Below are 19,923 nucleotides of genomic sequence, written 5' to 3' on the forward strand. Positions count from 1 at the left end.
GTTTTTGTTTTCAGGCGGCGGCCTCATCCTGACGCAGCACCCGATGTCCATGCGCAATCAGCGCATCGGTCACCCGGCGCATTAACCGGCTTTCTGGCGCAAACCGATGCCAGTAGAGCATCCGGCGCTGATAGAGGCCCGGCGTCAGATCGATCAACTCACCGCTCGCCAGCTCACGCTCAATCTGCAGATGCGGGATCATACAGCAGGTCGAGCCCTGGCGTGCCATCTGCACAAAAGCCTCCGAGGAGTTCACGATGTGACAGGGCACGCTGCCGGGTGACAGGTCAAAGTTCTGCTGCAGAAAGGCCTGATGCATATCGTCAAGATGATCAAACGCCACCGCAGGCGCTTTCAGCAGGGCCGAGCGTGTGACGCCGTTGGGGAAGAAGCGATCGGCAAAGTCACGCGACGCCACGAACAGGTAGTCGAGCGCGCCGAGCTGATCCACCAGGCAACTGGGCAGAGGCTGCGGCTGGATACTGACCGCACCGACGACTTCACCGCGACGCAGGCGCTCCTGCGTGCGGGTCTCATCTTCAACCTGCAGGTTAAGGCGCACTGGCGAGTCTGCCAGCACATCCTTCAGCGCAGGCAACAGCCAGGTTGCCAGACTGTCGGCGTTGACCGCCAGCGACAGCAGCAGCGGCGTGGTGCCACTGTTCTCATCGCCCAGCCACTCCTCTTCCAGCAGTTCCACCTGATGCAGTAATGCCAGTAGTTTCTGACCCTGTTCGGTGGGCCGCGGCGGCACCGTGCGCACCAGCAGCGGCTGACCAAACAGGTTCTCCAGCTGCTTGATGCGCTGCGACACCGCCGACTGAGTGATGCACAATTTCTGTGCAGCACGCTCAAATCCGCGTTCGCGGATCACTGAATCCAGCGCCTGAAGCGTTCGATAATCCGGGCGTTTCATTTTTGTTTTCTCTCCTTCAGGGTGGACGTCACTATGCCACAGAAGTGTCACCGGTGATGGCTCACTTGTTTTTGTGGGCTGGCTTCCAAACCGATAAATCCACGTCGGTCAGCCGCGCATTTTCAGCAAGCCTTGTTTTATACTACGCGCACTTCGTTGTCGCACAGGTTTTAAACATACCATGACCCAGGATGAACTGAAAAAAGCCGTTGGCTGGGCTGCACTTGAGTACGTGCAGCCAGGCACTATTGTTGGTGTTGGTACCGGATCGACCGCGTCCCACTTTATCGATGCGCTTGCCACGGTCAGACATCAGATTGACGGTGCCGTCTCCAGCTCCGATGCCTCGACCCAGAAGCTGAAAAGCCTGGGCATTCAGGTGTTCGATCTGAACGAGGTTGACCAGCTGTCGATCTATGTCGATGGCGCGGATGAGATTAATCCCCGGATGCAGATGATCAAAGGCGGCGGGGCGGCGCTGACGCGGGAGAAAATCGTGGCCGCGGTGGCGCAGACCTTTATCTGCATTGCGGACGCCTCTAAAGAGGTGGATATCCTGGGCCGTTTTCCGCTGCCGGTTGAGGTGATCCCGATGGCGCGCAGCTACGTGGCGCGTGAACTGGTGAAAATGGGGGGCCTGCCGGAGTATCGTCAGAACGTGGTTACCGACAACGGCAACATTATTCTCGACGTGCATAATCTGCGTATCCTCGACCCGATCGAACTGGAAAAAACTATCAATGCCCTGCCAGGCGTGGTTACCGTTGGCCTGTTTGCCGCGCGCGGTGCCGATATCGCGCTGATCGGCGGGCCGGATGGGGTGAAAACCATCAAAAGATGATCTGGCCGGCGTCACTCCGGCGCCGGTTATTTCTGCCTGCAAATCATCTTTTCTCGCCAGGATGAAATTTGGTGACTTATGTCACATAACTGTCATCGGCAGCGGGTTCGTTCTCTCTTCCACGCCCACCTCATGATTTTGTCCGGCAATGTGCTGCCGTCAGCCGTTGCCGTGCTGGCCTTCGGGCAATCGTTTGTATTGCCGGACGCGATTTTTTTGATATTTTGACAGAAGGCTGGCTTATGGTAGTCCTCATTGAACGCTGAATAGGATCGGGAAATGGCAAAGGTATCACTGGAAAAAGATAAGATTAAGTTCCTGCTGGTGGAAGGTGTCCATCAGAGTGCGCTGGATAACCTGCGGGCAGCAGGCTACACCAACATCGAATTCCACAAGGGCGCACTGGACTCTGACGCATTAAAAGCATCGATCCGCGATGCGCATTTCATTGGTATCCGTTCCCGCTCCCAGCTCACTGAAGAGATTTTTGCCGCGGCTGAAAAGCTGGTTGCCGTGGGCTGTTTCTGTATCGGGACCAACCAGGTGGACCTGGACGCTGCGGCCAGCCGCGGGATCCCCGTGTTCAACGCGCCGTTCTCCAATACCCGCTCAGTAGCGGAACTGGTGATTGGTGAGATGCTGCTGATGCTGCGTGGCATCCCGGAAGCGAATGCGAAAGCTCACCGTGGCATCTGGAACAAGAATGCCAAAGGGTCGTTTGAAGCGCGCGGCAAGAAGCTGGGTATCATCGGTTACGGTCACATCGGTATGCAGCTGGGCGTGCTGGCGGAAAGCCTGGGGATGCACGTCTTCTTCTACGACATTGAAAACAAGCTGCCGCTGGGTAACGCCACCCAGGTTCGTCATCTGGCCGATCTGCTTAACATGAGCGATGTTGTCAGCCTGCACGTACCGGAAACCCTCTCCACGCAGGATATGATTGGTGCAGAGCAGCTGGCACAGATGAAGCCTGGTGCGCTGCTGATTAACGCCTCACGCGGTACCGTAGTCGATATTCCGGCGCTGTGCGACGCGCTGGCCAGCAAGCAGGTGGGTGGCGCTGCTATCGACGTCTTCCCGGTCGAGCCGGCCACCAACAGCGATCCTTTCATCTCTCCGCTGAGCGAGTTCGATAACGTAATCCTGACGCCGCACATTGGCGGCTCAACGGAAGAAGCGCAGGAGAACATCGGGATTGAAGTGGCGGGCAAGCTGGCGAAATACTCCGACAACGGATCAACCCTGTCAGCGGTGAATTTCCCGGAGGTGTCGCTGCCGATCCACGGTATCAGCGCCAGCCGTCTGCTGCATATCCATGAGAACCGTCCGGGTGTGCTGACGGCCATCAACCAGATTTTTGCGGAGCAGGGCATCAACATTGCCGCGCAGTATCTGCAGACCTCGCCATTTATGGGCTATGTGGTGATCGATATTGATGCGGAGCCAGAAGTGGCGGATAAAGCCCTGCAGCTGATGAAGGCCATTCCGGGCACCATCCGCGCCCGTCTGCTTTACTAAGCCGTTCAGACAGGAGGTGGCGCAAGGTCGCGCCACTTCCCGTTGTCAGCAACGTCAGGCTCAGGCTGCTTTGCGGCTGAGCCCGTTCCTTTTACGCTGCACTCTTTTTTCTGCCCGATCGGGTTTTTCAGCCGTCTGAAAAGGGCGCTGCTACTCCCACTGCCAGAGCGTCGACGGCGTGATGACCGCAGGCAGCGGCACATCCCACTCTGCTACCGGCAACTCCTCTACCTGCTGACAGTCGTGCGCCACACCCACGGGCAGGAAGCCGTGCTGCCGCCAGTGCTGCAGCGTGCGATCGTAGAAGCCGCCGCCCATTCCCAGCCGCTGCCCATGTTGATCAAATGCCACCAGCGGCACCAGCATCAGATCCAGCTGATCCAGCGTGATCAACTGCCGGATATCCAGCGGCGGTTCCGGGATGCCCAGCCTGTTCGTCATCAACGGGGTGTCGGGCGTGTAGCGTAAAAAGAGTAAATGACCGGGAGAGAAGGGGTGTATCACCGGCAGGCAGACCGTTTTTTTCAGGTGCCAGAGCCGGGCGATCAGTGGCCGGGTATTGAGCTCACCATCGACAGAGAGGAACAGCGCCACAGTGTCTGCCGCAGAGAGTGGCGCGAAGTTCAGGGCGAGTTCAGCGAGCTGTTCCGCCGCCTGAGCCTGCTGCTCATCGGTCAGAGCACGCCGCAGATGGCGGACCTGCTGACGAATCGCCTGACGTTGTGTCATGGAAGGTTCTGACATGATTTCCCCGCCGGATAAGCCGCTGAGCAGCCACTATAACATGTCGGTCGGGGGAAAAAAGCAGGACGAAAAGAAGGGAGATCTCCGAGATGCCGCCGCAGGCTGTAACCCTTGAACCCTTGGTTCAAGGTGAACATGCCGTCGTAACCATCAGGCTTCTCGGACGAACCGAGCATGCACACAGGTTACAGAGCGTCACATTCTGTTTTTTCGAAATATCGGCTCAGGGGACTGGCCCACATGCAAACATCTCAGAGAAAATTTACCTCACCGTTGCCTGACACAGAGCAACCATGAAGTTTTATTCGAACTTCGCACCTTCACGTTCAGAGATGCGACCCTGCTCAACCAGTGCCTGTTCAATCGTCTGCTGCAACATACGGATGCGCTGTTCCATATTAGCAGCATAGTCGCGCGTTTTCACTTTCTCCTGCGCCAGCTCGTGGCAGATGTTTAACGCGGCGATGAACACCAGTTGTTCTGTATTTGTGACTCTAGTGCGAACTTTTAGATCTTGCAACCGTTGATTGAGATCGTCAGCCGCGCTATTGAGCGCATCTTGCTGCTCTGGCGGACAATTCACTCTCAACGAACGACCAAAAATTTGTAAATCTACCGGTTGTGCAGACATGCCACCTTCCTGACTGATTACTTCGCTCGCAACTCCCTTAGCAGTCAATGGCTTGGGAGGCGGGCAACTATATAGACCCACGAAATAAGATACAACCCCTTTTCTGGAAACCTTGAGGCAGCTAGTGGTAGCATAACACGAACTTATTCTGCCAACGACGATGAAAACTTATGTCCTTACAGAACGCAACCCCCGATTACAACGCGCTTGCCGCCGTACTCTCACAGCAGGGTGTGGGAATGACACCAGCAGAAATGCACGGTCTCCTGAGCGGCATCCTTTGCGGCGGTAACCAGGACACCAGCTGGAAGACGCTGGTACACGATCTGGCTAACGAAGGCATGGCGTTTTCACACACTCTTGCCGTGCCACTGGCGGCGCTGCATGAACACACGGCGACTACACTGGAAGATGACGGTTTCCTGTTTCAGCTGCTTCTGCCCGCTGACGATGACATCACCGTCTTTGACCGCGCCGACGCGCTGGCCGGCTGGGTTAACCATTTTCTGCTCGGCCTGGGCGTAACACAGCCTAAACTGGATAAAGTCACCGGTGAAACCGGCGAAGCTATCGACGATCTGCGCACGATTGCACAGCTCGGTTACGAAGAAGATGAAGACCAGGAAGAGCTGGAGCAGTCGCTGGAAGAGGTGATCGAATATGTGCGCGTGGCGGCACTGCTGTGTCACGACAGCTTCACCCGTCCGCAGCCCACCGCGCCAGAAGTTCAGAAGCCGACGCTACACTGATTTCAGGGCAACCCGTTTAACCGGTCAGTTTACAGGGAGTGCAGAAATGATTTCACTGGAACGATTCCTGCAGCGCCGTCAGGCACTGCTGGCGAAGATGGCGCCAGGAAGCGCAGCGCTGATTTTTGCTGCGCCCGAAGTAACCCGCAGTAACGACAGCGAGTATCCGTTCCGCCAGAGCAGCGATTTCTGGTATTTCACCGGGTTCAATGAACCGCAGGCGCTGCTGGTGTTGATTAAAAGCGATGAAAATCATAACCACAGCGTGCTGTTTAACCGGGTACGCGATCCCAACGCAGAAATCTGGTCTGGCCGCAGGCTGGGCCAGCAGGCGGCGCCGGAAAAACTGGGCGTCGATCGCGCTTTACCCTGGAACGACATCGGCGAACAGCTTCACCTGCTGCTCAACGGCCTGGATGTGATCTACCACGCGCAGGGCGAATACGCCTACGCGGATACGCTGGTCTCCGGCGCGCTGGATAAGCTGCGCCGCGGGTTCCGCCAGAATCTCAGTGCGCCAGCGACCGTGACGGACTGGCGTCCGTGGGTGCATGAGATGCGCCTGTTTAAAGATGAGGATGAGATCGCGCTGCTACGCCGTGCCGGGGAGATATCCGCGCTGGCGCATACCCGCGCGATGCAGACCTGTCAGCCGGGCATGTTCGAGTATCAGCTCGAAGGGGAAATTCATCACGAATTTACCCGTCACGGTGCACGTTATCCCTCCTATAACACCATCGTGGGCGCGGGCGAAAACGGCTGCATTCTGCATTACACCGAAAATGAAAGTGAGATGCGCGATGGCGATCTGGTGCTGATCGATGCGGGCTGCGAGTTCCAGGGCTATGCAGGCGACATCACCCGAACCTTCCCGGTGAACGGCAAATTCAGCCCGGCCCAGCGCGCTATCTATGACATCGTACTGGCCTCCCTGAAACGCTCGCTTGAGCTGTTCCGTCCCGGCGTCAGCATCCGTGAAGTGAATGATGAAGTGGTACGCATCATGGTCACGGGGCTGGTGGAGCTGGAGATCCTGGAGGGTGATGTCGATACCCTGATCGCGGAAGAGGCGCATCGCGCATTCTTTATGCATGGTCTGAGCCACTGGCTGGGTCTGGATGTGCATGATGTCGGTCATTATGGCACCCCCAGCCGCGATCGGATTCTGGAGCCGGGCATGGTGTTAACCGTCGAGCCGGGCCTCTATATCGCGCCGGATGCGGATGTGCCCGCCCGCTATCGCGGGATTGGTATCCGCATCGAAGATGACATCGTGATCACCGAAACCGGCATCGAGAATCTCACCGACAGCGTCGTGAAAGAGGCCGATGAGATTGAAGCACTGATGGCGGCGGCTCGACAGGCATGACGATTCTGATTGCCGGTGGCGGCATGACCGGGGCGACGCTGGCGCTGGCGATCTCCCACCTGACTCAGGGCACGCTGCCGGTTACGCTGATTGAAAGCAGCGAGCCGGGCAGCCGCGCGCATCCGGGTTTTGATGGCCGTGCAATTGCGCTTTCTGCCGGCACCTGCCAGCAACTGGCGGACATTAACCTGTGGCAGCACATCGCCAGTTGTGCCACGCCGATTACCGATATCCACGTTTCTGACCGGGGGCACGCCGGTTTTGTCTCGCTGACGGCAGCAGATTACGCTATTCCGGCGCTGGGGCAGGTGGTCGGTCTGTTCGACGTCGGGCAGCGGCTGTTTGCGGAGCTGAAAAAGGCCCCGGGTGTCACTCTGCGCTGTCCGGCCCGCGTAGTCCGCGCGGAGCGTACCGCGCAGCAGGTGGAGGTGACGCTGGATAATGACGAGCGGCTCAGCGGTCAGCTGCTGATCGCGGCAGATGGGACGCGCTCTGCGCTGGCCGCCTCCTGCGGCATCCAGTGGCAGAGAGAGGCCTATCAGCAGATTGCTGTGATCGCGAATGTCTCTGCGGCACTGCCGCATCAGGGACGGGCGTTTGAACGTTTCACCGAGCATGGCCCGCTGGCGCTGCTGCCGATGTCCGACAACCGCCTGTCGCTGGTCTGGTGTCATCCGGACACGCAGCGCGACCGGGTTGCACAGTGGAGCGACGCCGACTTTCTCAGCCAGCTGCAGCGCGCCTTTGGCTGGCGACTGGGCAAATTTACCCATACCGGCCGGCGCGAATATTATCCGCTGGCGCTGCATCAGGCGGTGTCACCGATTGCGCACCGCGTGGCGGTCGTCGGCAATGCGGCTCAGACGCTGCATCCGATTGCCGGGCAGGGCTTTAACCTGGGGCTGCGCGATGTGATGTCGCTGGCTGAAACGCTGGCCGCCGCCCATCGGCAACAGCAGGATCCCGGCAGTTATCCGGTGCTGCATCACTATCAGCAGCGTCGCCAGGCCGACCGCACCGCCACCATCGGCATCACCGACGGGCTGGTGCGCATCTTCGCAAATCGTTATGGACCGCTGGTGGCGGGACGTAACCTGGGCCTGCTGGCGATGGATCATCTGCCGTGGCTACGAAATCAACTGGCCGAGCGCACGCTTGGCTGGGTCAAGCGTTAATAAAGAGGCTCAGATGCAAACTTTTGATGTGGTGATTGCCGGTGGCGGTATGGTGGGACTGGCGGTAGCCTGTGGCCTGCAGGGCAGCGGACTGCGCATTGCCGTGCTGGAGAAATCGCCAGAGCCATCGATGGCGCTGAGTGCGTCACCCTCCATTCGCGTGTCAGCCATCAATGCCGCCAGCGAACGGCTGCTGCAGAAGCTCGATGTCTGGTCGGCCATTCTCTCACAGCGATGCCGCGCGTATCACGGCATGGAAGTGTGGGACAGAGACAGTTTCGGCACCATCGCCTTTGACGATCAGCAGCAGGGCCTGTCGCATCTGGGCCATATCATCGAGAATCCGGTCATTCATCATGCGCTCTGGCAGCGCGCCACTGAGTGCAGCGATGTTACGATCATGGCGCCCGCGCAGCTGCAGCAGGTTGCCTTTGGTGACAACGAAGCCTTTATTACCCTGCAGGATGGCACCATGCTGAGTGCGCGACTGATGATTGCCGCCGACGGTGCCCACTCCTGGCTGCGCAACAAGGCTGACATCCCGCTGACCTTCTGGGATTACGATCATCACGCGTTAGTGGCCAACGTTCGCACGGAAAAGCCGCATGACGCTGTGGCCCGTCAGGTGTTCCACGGCGACGGCATTCTGGCCTTCCTGCCGATGCAGGACCCGCATCTGAGCTCGATTGTCTGGTCGCTCTCACCGCAGGAGGCGAGCCGTCTGGAAACCATGCCGGACGCGCTGTTCAATCAGCAGCTCGCCGTGGCGTTTGATATGCGGCTTGGCCTGTGCCAGCTGGAGAGTGAACGCAAATCGTTCCCGCTGGTGGCGCGCTATGCCCGTCAGTTCGCTGCGCACCGTCTGGCGCTGGTGGGCGACGCGGCGCACACCATTCATCCGCTGGCAGGCCAGGGCGTGAACCTGGGCTTTATGGATGCCGCTGAGCTGATTGGTGAAATTCGCCGCCTGCATCAGCAGGGCAAAGATATCGGTCAGCACCTCTACCTGCGCCGCTACGAGCGCAGCCGCAAGCACAGCGCGGCCATGATGCTGGCAGGCATGCAGGGCTTCCGTGAAATGTTTGCGGGTAATCATCCGGCGAAAAAACTGCTGCGCGACGTGGGCCTGAAACTGGCCGATCGTCTGCCGGGCGTCAAGCCGATGATGCTGAAGCAGGCGATGGGGCTGAACGACTTGCCCGCCTGGCTCCGCTAATATCCCCCCTCTGAAAGCCAGCCTGCGCTGGCTTTTTTTATCGCTTAACGCCCTCTGCACCCTAAAAAGGCAACGCTGCACCAGCAGGGTTCCTCATTTGATTTATTCTAATTTTGCCGCTCAATTCGCATTAGTTTTTTTCATTTCCGACGTTTCTGCGGCTGGCATTTTTTTAACATCCCGGACGTCGTCTCGCATAAATTTGCTACGTATATTTAGAAGACCTGCATTTATTGCGCGATTAATCACAAAATCGCAGTTTTTTATCCTGCTGCCTCCCCTTCCTGGTTAGGCTGTGCTTCTGATTTCGCCCCCGGTTTGCTTATGGTTAATCTTCAGATTCGGTGGTAACGTCAGCCGTAAGAGAACGTTTGCGTCGGTGCTGAACGCCGGCGCACTTTTGCACTCACTCGCTTCTGCACAGGATCGTTATGACTCAGCAAACACCTCTGTTTGAACAGCATCAGGCCTGCGGTGCCCGCATGGTGGATTTTCACGGCTGGATGATGCCGCTGCACTATGGCTCGCAGATGGATGAGCATCATGTGGTGCGCACCGACGCCGGTATGTTTGACGTCTCCCACATGACCATTGTCGATCTGACGGGCCCGCGGACCCGTGAGTTTCTGCGTTATCTGCTGGCAAACGATGTGGCAAAACTGACTCAGCCGGGAAAAGCGCTCTATACCGGCATGCTGAATGCCTCAGGTGGCGTCATTGACGATTTAATTGTTTACTTTATGAGCGAAACTTTTTTCCGGCTGGTGGTTAACTCCGCGACCCGTGAAAAGGATCTCGCCTGGATCGCGCAGCACGCCGAAGGCTATGGCATCACGATTGCCGAACGCAATGACCTGGCACTGATCGCCGTGCAGGGTCCGCAGGCGCAGCAGAAAGCTCAGACGCTGTTCACCGCAGCGCAGCGCGAGGCAGTGGCGGGCATGAAACCTTTCTTCGGTGTGGAGTCGGGTGATCTGTTTATCGCCACTACCGGCTACACCGGAGAGGCGGGCTATGAGATTGCCTTACCCGCTGCGGAAGCGGCCGGGTTCTGGCAGCGTCTGCTGGCTGCCGGCGTTAAGCCCGCCGGACTGGGCGCGCGCGACACGCTGCGACTGGAAGCGGGTATGAACCTCTATGGTCAGGAGATGGATGAGAGCGTGTCACCGCTGGCCGCCAATATGGGCTGGACTATCTGCTGGGAACCCACCGATCGCGATTTCATCGGCCGGGAGGCGCTGGAAATGCAGCGCGAACGGGGCACCGACAAGCTGGTGGGGCTGATCCTCACAGAAAAAGGGGTGCTGCGTAACGGCCTGCCGGTACGCTTCACCGATAGTCAGGGGCAGTTGCAGGAGGGGATCATCACCAGCGGCTCTTTCTCACCGACACTGGGTTGCAGCATCGCCCTGGCGCGCGTACCGGCCAGCATCGGCAGCAGCGCCATCGTTGAGATCCGTAACCGCCAGATGCCGGTCCAGGTAACCCGTCCCGTTTTTGTCCGCGCCGGTAAACCGGTCGCTCAGTAAATTTTATTCAGGAGAAAGGGCCAATGAGCAATGTGCCAAATACGTTGAAGTACCGTGACAGCCACGAGTGGGTACGTAAAGAAGCTGACGGCAGTTACACCGTAGGCATCACGGAACATGCGCAGGAGTTACTGGGCGACATGGTGTTCGTCGACCTGCCGGAAGTGGGCGCGACCTTTGCCGCAGGTGAAGAGTGCGCCGTTGCCGAGTCCGTTAAGGCCGCCTCAGATATTTATGCGCCGATCAGCGGTGAAGTGGTCGCGGTTAACGACGCGCTGACCGACTCACCTGAGCAGGTCAACAGCGAGCCGTATGACGGCGGCTGGTTATTTAAAATCAAAGCCAGCGACGAGTCTGAAATCGACGCGCTGCTGGATGCAGATGCCTATAAAGCGTCTATCGACGAGTAGTCGTCAGGCGGCCTCGCCGTGAGGCCGCAGATTTCTGTTTGACCTCCGGTTCCCCCAGCCCGATTCAGGATTTACTGCTAATGACCCAGACTCTCAGCCAGCTTGAACACAACGGTGCCTTCATCGAGCGCCATATTGGTCCTTCACCTGAGCAGCAGGCGCTAATGCTCGAAGCCATTGGCGCCCGTTCGCTGGAGGCGCTGATCGGTACGATTGTGCCGGCAGACATTCAGCTGCCAGGCCCGCCCGCGGTGGGCGATGCCGTCACGGAACAGCAGGCGCTGGCGGAACTGAAAGCGATTGCCAGCCAGAACCTGCGCTACAAATCCTGGATTGGGATGGGATACAGCGCGGTGATCACCCCGCCGGTGATCCTGCGTAACATGCTGGAGAATCCAGGCTGGTATACGGCCTATACCCCTTATCAGCCCGAAGTTTCCCAGGGCCGTCTGGAAGCGTTGCTGAACTTCCAGCAGCTGACGCTGGACCTCACCGGCATGGATATCGCCTCAGCTTCTCTGCTGGATGAAGCGACCGCCGCCGCAGAAGCGATGGCGATGGCAAAGCGCGTCAGCAAGCTCAAAAACGCCAACAAATTCTTTATCGCCGATGATATTCATCCGCAGACGCTGGATGTGGTCCGCACCCGTGCGGAGACCTTTGGCTTTGAGCTGATCGTCGATCGCGCAGAAAAGGCGGTTGAGCATGAGGACCTGTTTGGTGTGCTGCTGCAACAGGTGGGCACCACCGGTGACGCGCACGATTACAGCGCGCTGATCGGCGACCTGAAAGCGCGCAAAGTGGTGGTGAGCATGGCGGCGGACTTTATGTCGCTGGTTTTACTGGAGGCACCAGGCAGGCAGGGCGCAGACATCGTCTTTGGTTCAGCCCAGCGTTTTGGCGTGCCAATGGGCTACGGCGGCCCGCACGCAGCCTTCTTCGCCAGCCGCGACGAGCATAAGCGTTCTATGCCTGGCCGTATCATCGGGGTGTCACGCGATGCCGCAGGCCACACTGCGCTGCGTATGGCGATGCAGACCCGCGAACAGCATATCCGTCGTGAAAAGGCTAACTCCAACATCTGTACTTCACAGGTGTTGCTCGCCAACATCGCCGGTCTCTATGCGGTGTTTCATGGCCCGGCGGGTCTGAAACGCATCGCCTCACGCATTCACCGCTTCACCAGCATTCTGGCTGCCGGGCTGCAGCAGGGCGGCCTGAAACTGCGCCATCAGCACTGGTTCGACACGCTGACGGTTGAGGTGGCAGATAAAGCCGCTGTGCTGAATCGCGCGCTGAGCTTTGGCGTAAACCTGCGCAGCGACATTCACAATGCGGTCGGCATCACGCTGGATGAAACCACCAGCCGCGACGATATTCTGGCGCTGTTCGCTATTCTGCTGGGCGATGATCACGGTCAGAATCTGGACGTGCTCGACAGTGACGTCGCCCGTGCAGGCCACGCGATTCCGGCGGGGCTGCAGCGTCAGAGTGAGATCCTGACCCATCCGGTATTCAATCGTCATCACAGCGAAACCGAGATGATGCGCTACATGCACAGCCTGGAGAAAAAGGATCTGGCGCTGAACCAGGCGATGATCCCGCTCGGCTCCTGCACCATGAAGCTCAACGCCGCCGCCGAGATGATCCCGATCACCTGGCCGGAATTTGCGGAGCTGCATCCGTTCTGCCCGGCTGAGCAGGCCACCGGCTACCTGCAGATGATCGGCCAGCTTTCTCAGTGGCTGGTACAGCTCACCGGCTATGATGCGCTCTGTATGCAGCCTAACTCCGGCGCGCAGGGCGAATATGCCGGACTGCTGGCAATCCGTCGTTACCACGAAAGCCGTGGCGAGGGCGATCGCCACCTCTGTCTGATCCCGGGTTCGGCGCACGGCACCAATCCGGCTTCCGCGCAGATGGCGGGCATGGACGTGGTGGTGGTGGCCTGTGATAAGCAGGGCAACATCGACCTGAACGATCTGCGTGAAAAAGCGGCGCAGGCGGGCGATAAGCTCTCCTGCATCATGGTGACCTACCCGTCTACGCACGGCGTCTATGAAGAGACGATCCGTGAAGTGTGCCAGATTGTGCATCAGCATGGCGGTCAGGTTTATCTGGATGGCGCGAACATGAACGCGCAGGTCGGCATCACCACGCCGGGCTACATCGGCGCGGACGTCTCGCACCTGAACCTGCATAAAACCTTCTGCATCCCGCATGGCGGCGGTGGTCCGGGCATGGGGCCAATTGGTGTGAAAGCGCACCTTGCGCCTTTTGTACCGGGACATAGCGTCGTGCAGATCGACGATATCCTGACGCAGCAGGGGGCGGTCTCCGCAGCGCCGTTTGGCAGCGCCTCCATTCTGCCAATCAGCTGGATGTACATCCGTATGATGGGCGCAGAGGGGTTAAAACAGGCCAGTTCGGTGGCAATTCTGAACGCCAATTACATCGCCAGCCGCCTGAAATCCGCCTATCCGGTGCTCTATACCGGGCGTGACGGGCGCGTGGCGCACGAATGTATTCTCGACATCCGTCCGCTGAAAGAGCAGACCGGCATCAGTGAGCTGGATATTGCGAAGCGCCTGATCGATTACGGCTTCCATGCACCGACCATGTCGTTCCCGGTCGCTGGCACCCTGATGGTCGAGCCGACAGAGTCAGAGAGCAAAATCGAACTGGATCGCTTTATCGACGCGATGCTGGCTATCCGTATGGAGATCGATCGGGTGGCCGCTGGGGAGTGGCCGCTGGACGACAACCCGCTGGTAAATGCCCCGCATACCCAGCTGGAAATCGTCAGTGAGTGGTCGCACCCTTACAGCCGTGAACTGGCGGTCTTCCCGGCAGGCAGCCACAACAAATACTGGCCAACGGTAAAACGTCTGGATGATGTCTTTGGTGACCGTAACCTGTTCTGCTCCTGTGTGCCGATGAGCGACTATCAGTAGAGCAAATAGTAATAACCCCTAAAGGGCCGATTCATCGGCCCTTTTTTTTCGGAGAAGCAGCATGAAACTGGCACTGGTGACAGGCGGCAGTCGGGGCATCGGACGTGCCACGGCGCGGTTACTGGCCGCACGGGGATACCGGGTTGCGGTGAACTATCGTCAGCGTGAAGAGGAAGCCCGGCAGGTGGTGGCGCAGATCCGGCAGCAGGGAGGTAACGCCTTTGCGATCCGGGCAGACATCAGCGATGAAGCAGAGGTGATGGCTCTGTTTGCGCAGCTCGACCAGCAGCCGGAACCGCTGACGTTACTGGTCAACAACGCCGGGATTCTGTTTCAGCAGTACCGGACCGAAGAACTGGATGCGGCGCGTCTGCAGAAGGTCTTTGCCACGAACGTTATCGGAACCTTTCTCTGCTGCCGCGAGGCGGTAAAGCGGATGGGGACCCATCATGGCGGGCAGGGCGGGGCCATCGTTAATGTCTCATCGGCCGCGTCCCGCCTCGGTGCGCCGGGCGAATATGTTGATTACGCCGCCTCAAAAGGGGCAATGGATACGCTGACGCGCGGATTGTCACTGGAAGTGGCGCAGCAGGGGATTCGGGTGAACGGCGTTCGTCCGGGATTTATTTACACAGAGATGCATGCCGATGGCGGCGAGGCAGGCAGAGTGGAGCGGCTCGCCAGCGCGATCCCGATGGGACGCGGCGGTGAAGCTGAAGAGGTGGCGGAAGCGATCGTCTGGCTGGCCAGTGAGGCGGCCTCTTACGTCACCGGCAGCATCATTGACGCTGCCGGCGGCCATTAATCCGCGCAGCCCGGCGGCGGGGGATTAGAGGTTTTCGCCGTTACTGGCGATAACCTGCTGATACCAGCCGAAGCTCTTCTTCTTCGCACGGGAAAAATCGCCACTGCCGTCATCGTTTTTATTCACATGAATAAAGCCGTAACGCTTGTCGTACTGACCGGTGGTGAAAGAGACACAGTCCAGACAGCCCCACGGCGTGTAACCCATCAGGTCGACGCCATCCCAGGTCACGGCTTTTTTCATCTCTTCGATATGCGCACGCAGATAGTCGATGCGATAGTCATCTTCAATCACGCCCCCGGCGTTGGGCTTATCGATAGCGCCAAAACCATTCTCCACGATGAACAGCGGCTTCTGATAGCGCTCATAGAGGTCGTTCAGGACATAGCGCAGGCCCACCGGGTCGATCTGCCAGCCCCAGTCTGAGGCTTTTACATGCGGGTTCTTCACAACACCCTCAAAGCCGGTGATAGGGTCATCAACACCGCTGGCATCGGTCTTCACGGCGTTACTCATGTAGTAGCTGAAGCCCACATAGTCTGCACATCCTTCGCGCAGTGTGCTGGCATCGTCAGCTTCCATCTGAATCTCATACCCTTTGCGCGCCCACTCTTTCAGGGTGTAGGCCGGGTAGGCGCCGCGCATCTGCACATCACTGAAGACATAACGCTGGTGCATCGCTTCCTGAGCCAGCACCACATCGTCCGGATGACAGGAGAAGGGGTAGACCGGCACCATGGCGATCATGCAACCAATCTTAAATTCAGGGTTGATGGCGTGGCCGAGCTTCACTACCCGGGCGCTGGCCACAAACTGGTGGTGCATCACCTGATACATCGCCTGTTCCGGCTTCTCATGCTCGGTGAAGATCACGCCTGAACAGCAGTAGCCAAACAGCGGATACTGCCAGTTGCGCTGGTTGTTGATCTCATTAAAGGTCATCCAGTATTTCACTTTGTGCTTATAGCGGTTAAGCACCACTTCGCTGAAGCGCACAAAGAAATCGACCACTTTGCGGTTGTACCAGCCGCCATACTCTTTCACCAGGTGATAGGGCATCTCGAAGTGCGAAAGGGTGATGACCGGTTCAATGCCATACTTCAGCAGTTCATCAAACAGGTCGTCATAAAACTGCAGGCCGGCTTCGTTGGGCTGCTGCTCATCGCCGTTGGGGAAGATGCGGGTCCAGGCGATGGATGTGCGGAAACATCTGAAGCCCATCTCGGCAAACAGCGCGACATCCTGCTTGTAGTGGGAGTAAAACTCCACGCCCTGATGGTTTGGATAGAAGTGGCCGGGCTGCACGCCATCGGTGATCACCCGATCCACACCATGTGAACCGCCGGTCAGGACGTCAGCAATGCTCACGCCTTTGCCACCCTGATCCCAGCCGCCTTCGACCTGATGCGCGGCAACGGCGCCGCCCCAGAGAAAGCCCTTTGGTAACTGCAATTCTGCACTCATGCGCGACTCCATTCCGGATAGTGAAATTGAGCTGAGTGTAGCAAGGCAATAAAGAAAGTCACGCTATAACACCGGGCCGGATAGTGCGTTTGTTACATCTGAAAAACAGGCTGTTTTATTTTTTCAGCTGGCGACCAATCGCTTCGATAATATAGGTGACCGGCACCTGCGTCGTGATATCGCAGTGATCCGCGGTGCGGATAATGGGGACATGATAGCAGAGTGAAAAATCTGCCAGCTTTGCCAGCGAACAGCTTTCCGTATTGGTAATGGCCACGATTTTGCACTTATTCTGGCTGAACTGGCTGGCAATGCGCAGGATCTCTGCGGTTTCACCGGACACCGACAGCATAATCGCCATCGCATTTTCATAGAGATCTGCTGTCACCGGATAATAGGGATCATCAATTGCGTGGCTGAATTTTCCGAGATTAGAAAAGAAACGCGCACCATATTTCGCCAGGCTGCCAGAGGTGCCGACACCAATAAAGAAAACCTGCTCCGCCTGATTAATTTTCCGGGCAACCTGCGCAATCAGTTCTTCAAATTCGGGATTATTAATGCTTTTAAAAAAGCTCAGCATATCGCTGACGCCCGCCGTGTTGAGCAGCGGCGGGCTCTTCTCGTCTAAGCGCAGGCGGATACGGAACTCTGACCAGCCTTCACAGCCCATTCTGCGGCAGAAACGCAGCACGGTGGTGGTGGACACCCCCGTCTGCTCAGCCAGTTCGCGAATCGTCATATAGCTGACGCTTTCACGGTGCTTAATGATGAACTGATAGACCTGCATTTCCAGATCGTTAAGGCGGGCGAGATCGCGATGCGAAAACATGAATGACTCGTTGAACAGTTGACCGGCGGCTAGTTTATCAGATTTGGCGTGCGGTTTAGCGGCAGAGAATCACATCAGAAATTTTTAGCGTACAGCTGTACACTGAAAAATTTGTTGGTTACGCTGGAAGGCGTGACCTCGCGCTAATGTTGTTCAGGATAGGTAAATGACCACGACGCTCTCTCATAAAACCCGGTCTGCTGCGGGCGACTGGTTCGCAGAAGAAATCGCCAACAGTATCAGTCACGGTCTCGGCTGCCTTTTCGGCATCGTCGGACTGCTGCTGATGCTGCATCAGGCCGCTGAAAGGCAGGCGGATACGCTGACGTTTATCAGTTACAGCCTCTATGGCGGCAGTATGATCCTGCTGTTTCTGGCGTCGACGCTCTACCATGCGATCCCCAATGGCCCGGTCAGGCCCTGGCTGAAAAAGCTGGATCACTGCGCCATCTATCTGCTGATCGCCGGTACCTATACGCCGTTTCTGCTGGTCGGTTTGCGGACGCCGCTGGCCTACGGATTGATGGCCGTCATCTGGCTGCTGGCGCTGGCAGGCGTGCTGTTCAAGCTCACGATAGCCGAGCGTTTTAAGGCGCTCTCGCTGGTGACCTATCTCTGCATGGGGTGGCTGTCGCTGATTGTGGTTTATCAGCTGGCGATGATCCTGCCGGCGGGCTGCGTCTGGCTGCTGGCGGCGGGCGGGATAGTCTACTCGCTCGGGGTGATTTTCTATGTGGCGCGGCGTATTCCCTATAATCACGCGATCTGGCATGGATTTGTGCTGGGAGGCAGTCTCTGCCATTTCTGCGCCATCTACTTCTATGTACGCTGACCCAGCCCTGTTCCGCTGAGCCGGGCTGGCCCCTCCACAGAGTGGAAGGACCTGCGGGCGAAATCAGCCCTCATCCAGCGAATAGGGCAGCGGCTGAATGGTCAGGTGGCCGCCCTCATCACCTTCGACCCGCAGCACGCTATCCGGCTCCAGATCGTTGTTAAGCACCACCTGAACCCAGCTGGTGCCGTCATCTAACTGCACCGCAGCCAGTACGCTGCCGGTACGACGCCAGCGATCGCCCATCTGAAGCTCCAGTGAGCCATTCGCCTCGGGAAGATGGCTCGCCTGACCCGCCAGCCAGTAAAGTGCGCGCTTATTGGCACCGCGATATTTGGCCCGGGCCACCATCTCCTGACCGGCATAGCAGCCCTTTTTAAAGCTGATGGCATCCAGCGCCTGCAGGTTAGTGGCCTGCGGAATGAACTGCACGCTGGTCGCGGGCTCGATCACCGGGATCCCCGCTTCAATATCCAGCGCCAGCCACTGCTGACTGTCATTGAACTGCGCATCGTCGTTGAGCTTCTGCTTCAGCGTCTCCGCCACGGCCTGCGAGGTGACAATCAGAAAACGTTCTGCCGGGTGCGCGAACCAGAGCAGCGTAGTCTCTCCCTGCTGCACCACCGGTTTTTCGCTGTCGGGCAGGCTGTCAAACAGAGTGGTCAGCGCGGCGCGCGCCTGAAAACCGGCTACGCCCAGCACGACTGACTCATCGTCGGCGACCATTGTCACTTTCGAAAAGACAGCATATTTCTTTAATTCGGTCAGCTGGGTGTCGCGCAGTGCACGGCGGATCAGATAGGCATAGCCCTCACCGCGATGGAACAGGCGCAGGCTGCTCCACATCTTGCCTTTGGCATCGCAGTGTGCGGCGGGCGCGTGGTGATCACTATCCAGTGCGGCGACATCCAGCGTCAGCTGACCCTGCAGGTAAGCGGTGCTATCGGCACCGGTGATGGAAACCAGTGCCCAGTTATCCAGTGACATCAGGGTTAATGGCAGACGGGACGACGCGGCAGGCTGGCGCGGCGGTAAAGTAAAAGTGGGCATGGAGATATCCTGTATAAGAAGGTTCATCCGGAACAGTTTCTTCAATGTTAAAAGAGCCGACTGGCAATGCAACCTGTTTACGGAAAACGGCGCACAAAAGGCGTGATAACCCTGAAAAGATCCGGCCTGAAATGTGGCAGGTTGCACAGCGTGCGACGCCGCGCCTGCGAGCCGTATTAAACCAGGTTACACTAGGCGCCACGTTGTGAACTGTGGAAACTGATGCATGGATATTAATGATAAATCACGTATTCAGTGGGCCTGCCGTCGCGGCATGCTGGAACTGGATGTGGCGATTATGCCGTTCTTCAAATTTGAGTATGACACGCTGAGCGACACCGATAAGCGGGTCTTTGTGGCCCTGCTGAAGAGTGACGATCCCGATCTGTTTAACTGGCTGATGAATCACGGTGAGCCAAAAGATCCTGAGCTTAAGCGGATGGTGAATCTGATCCAGCAGCGCAACCATGATCGCGGCCCCGTGGCAATGTGATCTGCGACCCTCCCGGCTGGCGTATGGATTGCTGTGCGCCTGGCTGGCAGCCGCCGTGACGGGCACAGGGCTGCTGACGCTGCCGGTCGGGGAGGGGCTTTTCAAAGGGGCGGTGATGCTGCTGTTGCTGGCGGAAGGCTGGCAAAGCTACCAGCGCCTGACGCAACGGCGCGGTGTGCTGCAGCGGGAAAGCGTGCACTGCTGGATCTGGCAGGGAAAACGCTTCCGGCCCGTACAGCCACTGCGCTGGTTGCCGATTGGCGTACTGCTGGTGGCGAAGAACGAGCAGGGTGAAGTCCTGCGCTGGTGGCTGATGCAGGACAGCATGCAGCCTGGTGAATGGCGGGCATTACGCGCCTGCTGCTTCAGCAAGGCGCAATACTAAAGGCCGTCTG

19 protein-coding genes and 1 other RNA gene are annotated in these 19,923 nt (G+C 58.1%); 13 read left to right on the forward strand and 7 right to left on the reverse strand.

Annotated features, from left to right (window positions below):
• Positions 1-10: 10 nt before the first annotated feature.
• On the reverse strand, positions 11-916 hold the full coding sequence (locus ACNY69_RS12130; RefSeq protein ID WP_111140639.1) for a LysR family transcriptional regulator ArgP: 906 nt from the start codon (positions 914-916) through the stop codon (positions 11-13).
• Between the two features lie 181 nt (positions 917-1,097).
• Between ACNY69_RS12130 and rpiA the strand changes: the two genes are divergently transcribed.
• Entirely contained in the window at positions 1,098-1,757 is a 660-nt protein-coding gene (rpiA, locus tag ACNY69_RS12135; RefSeq protein ID WP_111140638.1) for a ribose-5-phosphate isomerase RpiA, read from the forward strand.
• A gap of 279 nt (positions 1,758-2,036) precedes the next feature.
• On the forward strand, positions 2,037-3,275 hold the full coding sequence (serA, locus tag ACNY69_RS12140) for a phosphoglycerate dehydrogenase (protein WP_111140637.1): 1,239 nt from the start codon (positions 2,037-2,039) through the stop codon (positions 3,273-3,275).
• Between the two features lie 150 nt (positions 3,276-3,425).
• Here serA and ACNY69_RS12145 read toward each other — a convergent pair whose 3' ends face one another.
• From ACNY69_RS12145 to zapA, 3 genes are all read right to left on the reverse strand, one after another.
• A complete protein-coding gene (locus tag ACNY69_RS12145; RefSeq protein ID WP_111140636.1) occupies positions 3,426-4,019 on the reverse strand; it encodes a 5-formyltetrahydrofolate cyclo-ligase in 594 nt (197 codons plus the stop codon).
• Positions 4,020-4,096: 77 nt separating this feature from the next.
• A non-coding RNA gene (gene ssrS / locus ACNY69_RS12150) (6S RNA) lies at positions 4,097-4,280 on the reverse strand.
• A gap of 40 nt (positions 4,281-4,320) precedes the next feature.
• Entirely contained in the window at positions 4,321-4,650 is a 330-nt protein-coding gene (gene zapA, locus ACNY69_RS12155; RefSeq protein WP_111140635.1) for a cell division protein ZapA, read from the reverse strand.
• Between the two features lie 170 nt (positions 4,651-4,820).
• Between zapA and ACNY69_RS12160 the strand changes: the two genes are divergently transcribed.
• From ACNY69_RS12160 to ACNY69_RS12195, 8 genes are all read left to right on the forward strand, one after another.
• Positions 4,821-5,399: a YecA/YgfB family protein gene (locus tag ACNY69_RS12160; RefSeq protein ID WP_111140634.1), complete on the forward strand. Its 579-nt coding sequence runs from the start codon at positions 4,821-4,823 to the stop codon at positions 5,397-5,399.
• 46 nt (positions 5,400-5,445) lie between these two features.
• Entirely contained in the window at positions 5,446-6,768 is a 1,323-nt protein-coding gene (gene pepP, locus ACNY69_RS12165; protein WP_418798503.1) for a Xaa-Pro aminopeptidase, read from the forward strand.
• Positions 6,765-7,943 (forward strand): 2-octaprenyl-6-methoxyphenyl hydroxylase, encoded by a 1,179-nt coding sequence (ubiH, locus tag ACNY69_RS12170; RefSeq protein ID WP_111142081.1) that lies wholly within the window; start codon positions 6,765-6,767, stop codon positions 7,941-7,943. Before pepP ends, ubiH begins: the two co-directional genes overlap by 4 nt.
• A 13-nt stretch (positions 7,944-7,956) precedes the next feature.
• A complete protein-coding gene (ubiI, locus tag ACNY69_RS12175; protein WP_111142082.1) occupies positions 7,957-9,159 on the forward strand; it encodes an FAD-dependent 2-octaprenylphenol hydroxylase in 1,203 nt (400 codons plus the stop codon).
• Between the two features lie 431 nt (positions 9,160-9,590).
• Entirely contained in the window at positions 9,591-10,688 is a 1,098-nt protein-coding gene (gene gcvT, locus ACNY69_RS12180) for a glycine cleavage system aminomethyltransferase GcvT (protein ID WP_111142083.1), read from the forward strand.
• A gap of 23 nt (positions 10,689-10,711) precedes the next feature.
• Positions 10,712-11,098 carry a glycine cleavage system protein GcvH gene (gene gcvH / locus ACNY69_RS12185; protein ID WP_111142084.1) on the forward strand — a complete coding sequence of 129 codons (387 nt, stop codon included), beginning with the start codon at positions 10,712-10,714 and terminating at the stop codon, positions 11,096-11,098.
• Between the two features lie 80 nt (positions 11,099-11,178).
• Positions 11,179-14,052 (forward strand): aminomethyl-transferring glycine dehydrogenase, encoded by a 2,874-nt coding sequence (gene gcvP / locus ACNY69_RS12190; RefSeq protein WP_293770428.1) that lies wholly within the window; start codon positions 11,179-11,181, stop codon positions 14,050-14,052.
• 61 nt (positions 14,053-14,113) lie between these two features.
• Positions 14,114-14,857: an SDR family oxidoreductase gene (locus tag ACNY69_RS12195; protein WP_418798506.1), complete on the forward strand. Its 744-nt coding sequence runs from the start codon at positions 14,114-14,116 to the stop codon at positions 14,855-14,857.
• Between the two features lie 24 nt (positions 14,858-14,881).
• Here the strand turns inward: ACNY69_RS12195 and ACNY69_RS12200 are convergent, their stop codons facing one another.
• Complete coding sequence (locus ACNY69_RS12200; protein ID WP_293770424.1) at positions 14,882-16,321, reverse strand: 6-phospho-beta-glucosidase; 1,440 nt, start codon at positions 16,319-16,321, stop codon at positions 14,882-14,884.
• 115 nt (positions 16,322-16,436) lie between these two features.
• The gene (locus ACNY69_RS12205) at positions 16,437-17,153 is read right to left on the reverse strand and encodes a MurR/RpiR family transcriptional regulator (protein WP_111142227.1); all 717 of its coding nucleotides are present in this window, start codon (positions 17,151-17,153) and stop codon (positions 16,437-16,439) included.
• A gap of 166 nt (positions 17,154-17,319) precedes the next feature.
• On the opposite strand from ACNY69_RS12205, the gene trhA reads away from it, so the two are divergent.
• The gene (gene trhA, locus ACNY69_RS12210) at positions 17,320-17,985 is read left to right on the forward strand and encodes a PAQR family membrane homeostasis protein TrhA (protein ID WP_111142226.1); all 666 of its coding nucleotides are present in this window, start codon (positions 17,320-17,322) and stop codon (positions 17,983-17,985) included.
• A gap of 63 nt (positions 17,986-18,048) precedes the next feature.
• On the opposite strand, the gene ygfZ is transcribed toward trhA, so the two are convergent.
• Positions 18,049-19,035 (reverse strand): tRNA-modifying protein YgfZ, encoded by a 987-nt coding sequence (ygfZ, locus tag ACNY69_RS12215; protein WP_111142225.1) that lies wholly within the window; start codon positions 19,033-19,035, stop codon positions 18,049-18,051.
• 226 nt (positions 19,036-19,261) lie between these two features.
• On the opposite strand from ygfZ, the gene sdhE reads away from it, so the two are divergent.
• Both sdhE and ACNY69_RS12225 read left to right on the forward strand, forming a co-directional pair.
• Positions 19,262-19,528 carry an FAD assembly factor SdhE gene (gene sdhE, locus ACNY69_RS12220; RefSeq protein WP_111142224.1) on the forward strand — a complete coding sequence of 89 codons (267 nt, stop codon included), beginning with the start codon at positions 19,262-19,264 and terminating at the stop codon, positions 19,526-19,528.
• Positions 19,503-19,913 (forward strand): protein YgfX, encoded by a 411-nt coding sequence (locus tag ACNY69_RS12225; RefSeq protein WP_111142223.1) that lies wholly within the window; start codon positions 19,503-19,505, stop codon positions 19,911-19,913. The genes sdhE and ACNY69_RS12225 overlap by 26 nt, the downstream gene beginning before the upstream one ends.
• Positions 19,914-19,923: the final 10 nt, after the last annotated feature.

The organism is Pantoea graminicola, assembly GCF_048452665.1.
Lineage (GTDB): Bacteria > Pseudomonadota > Gammaproteobacteria > Enterobacterales > Enterobacteriaceae > Pantoea.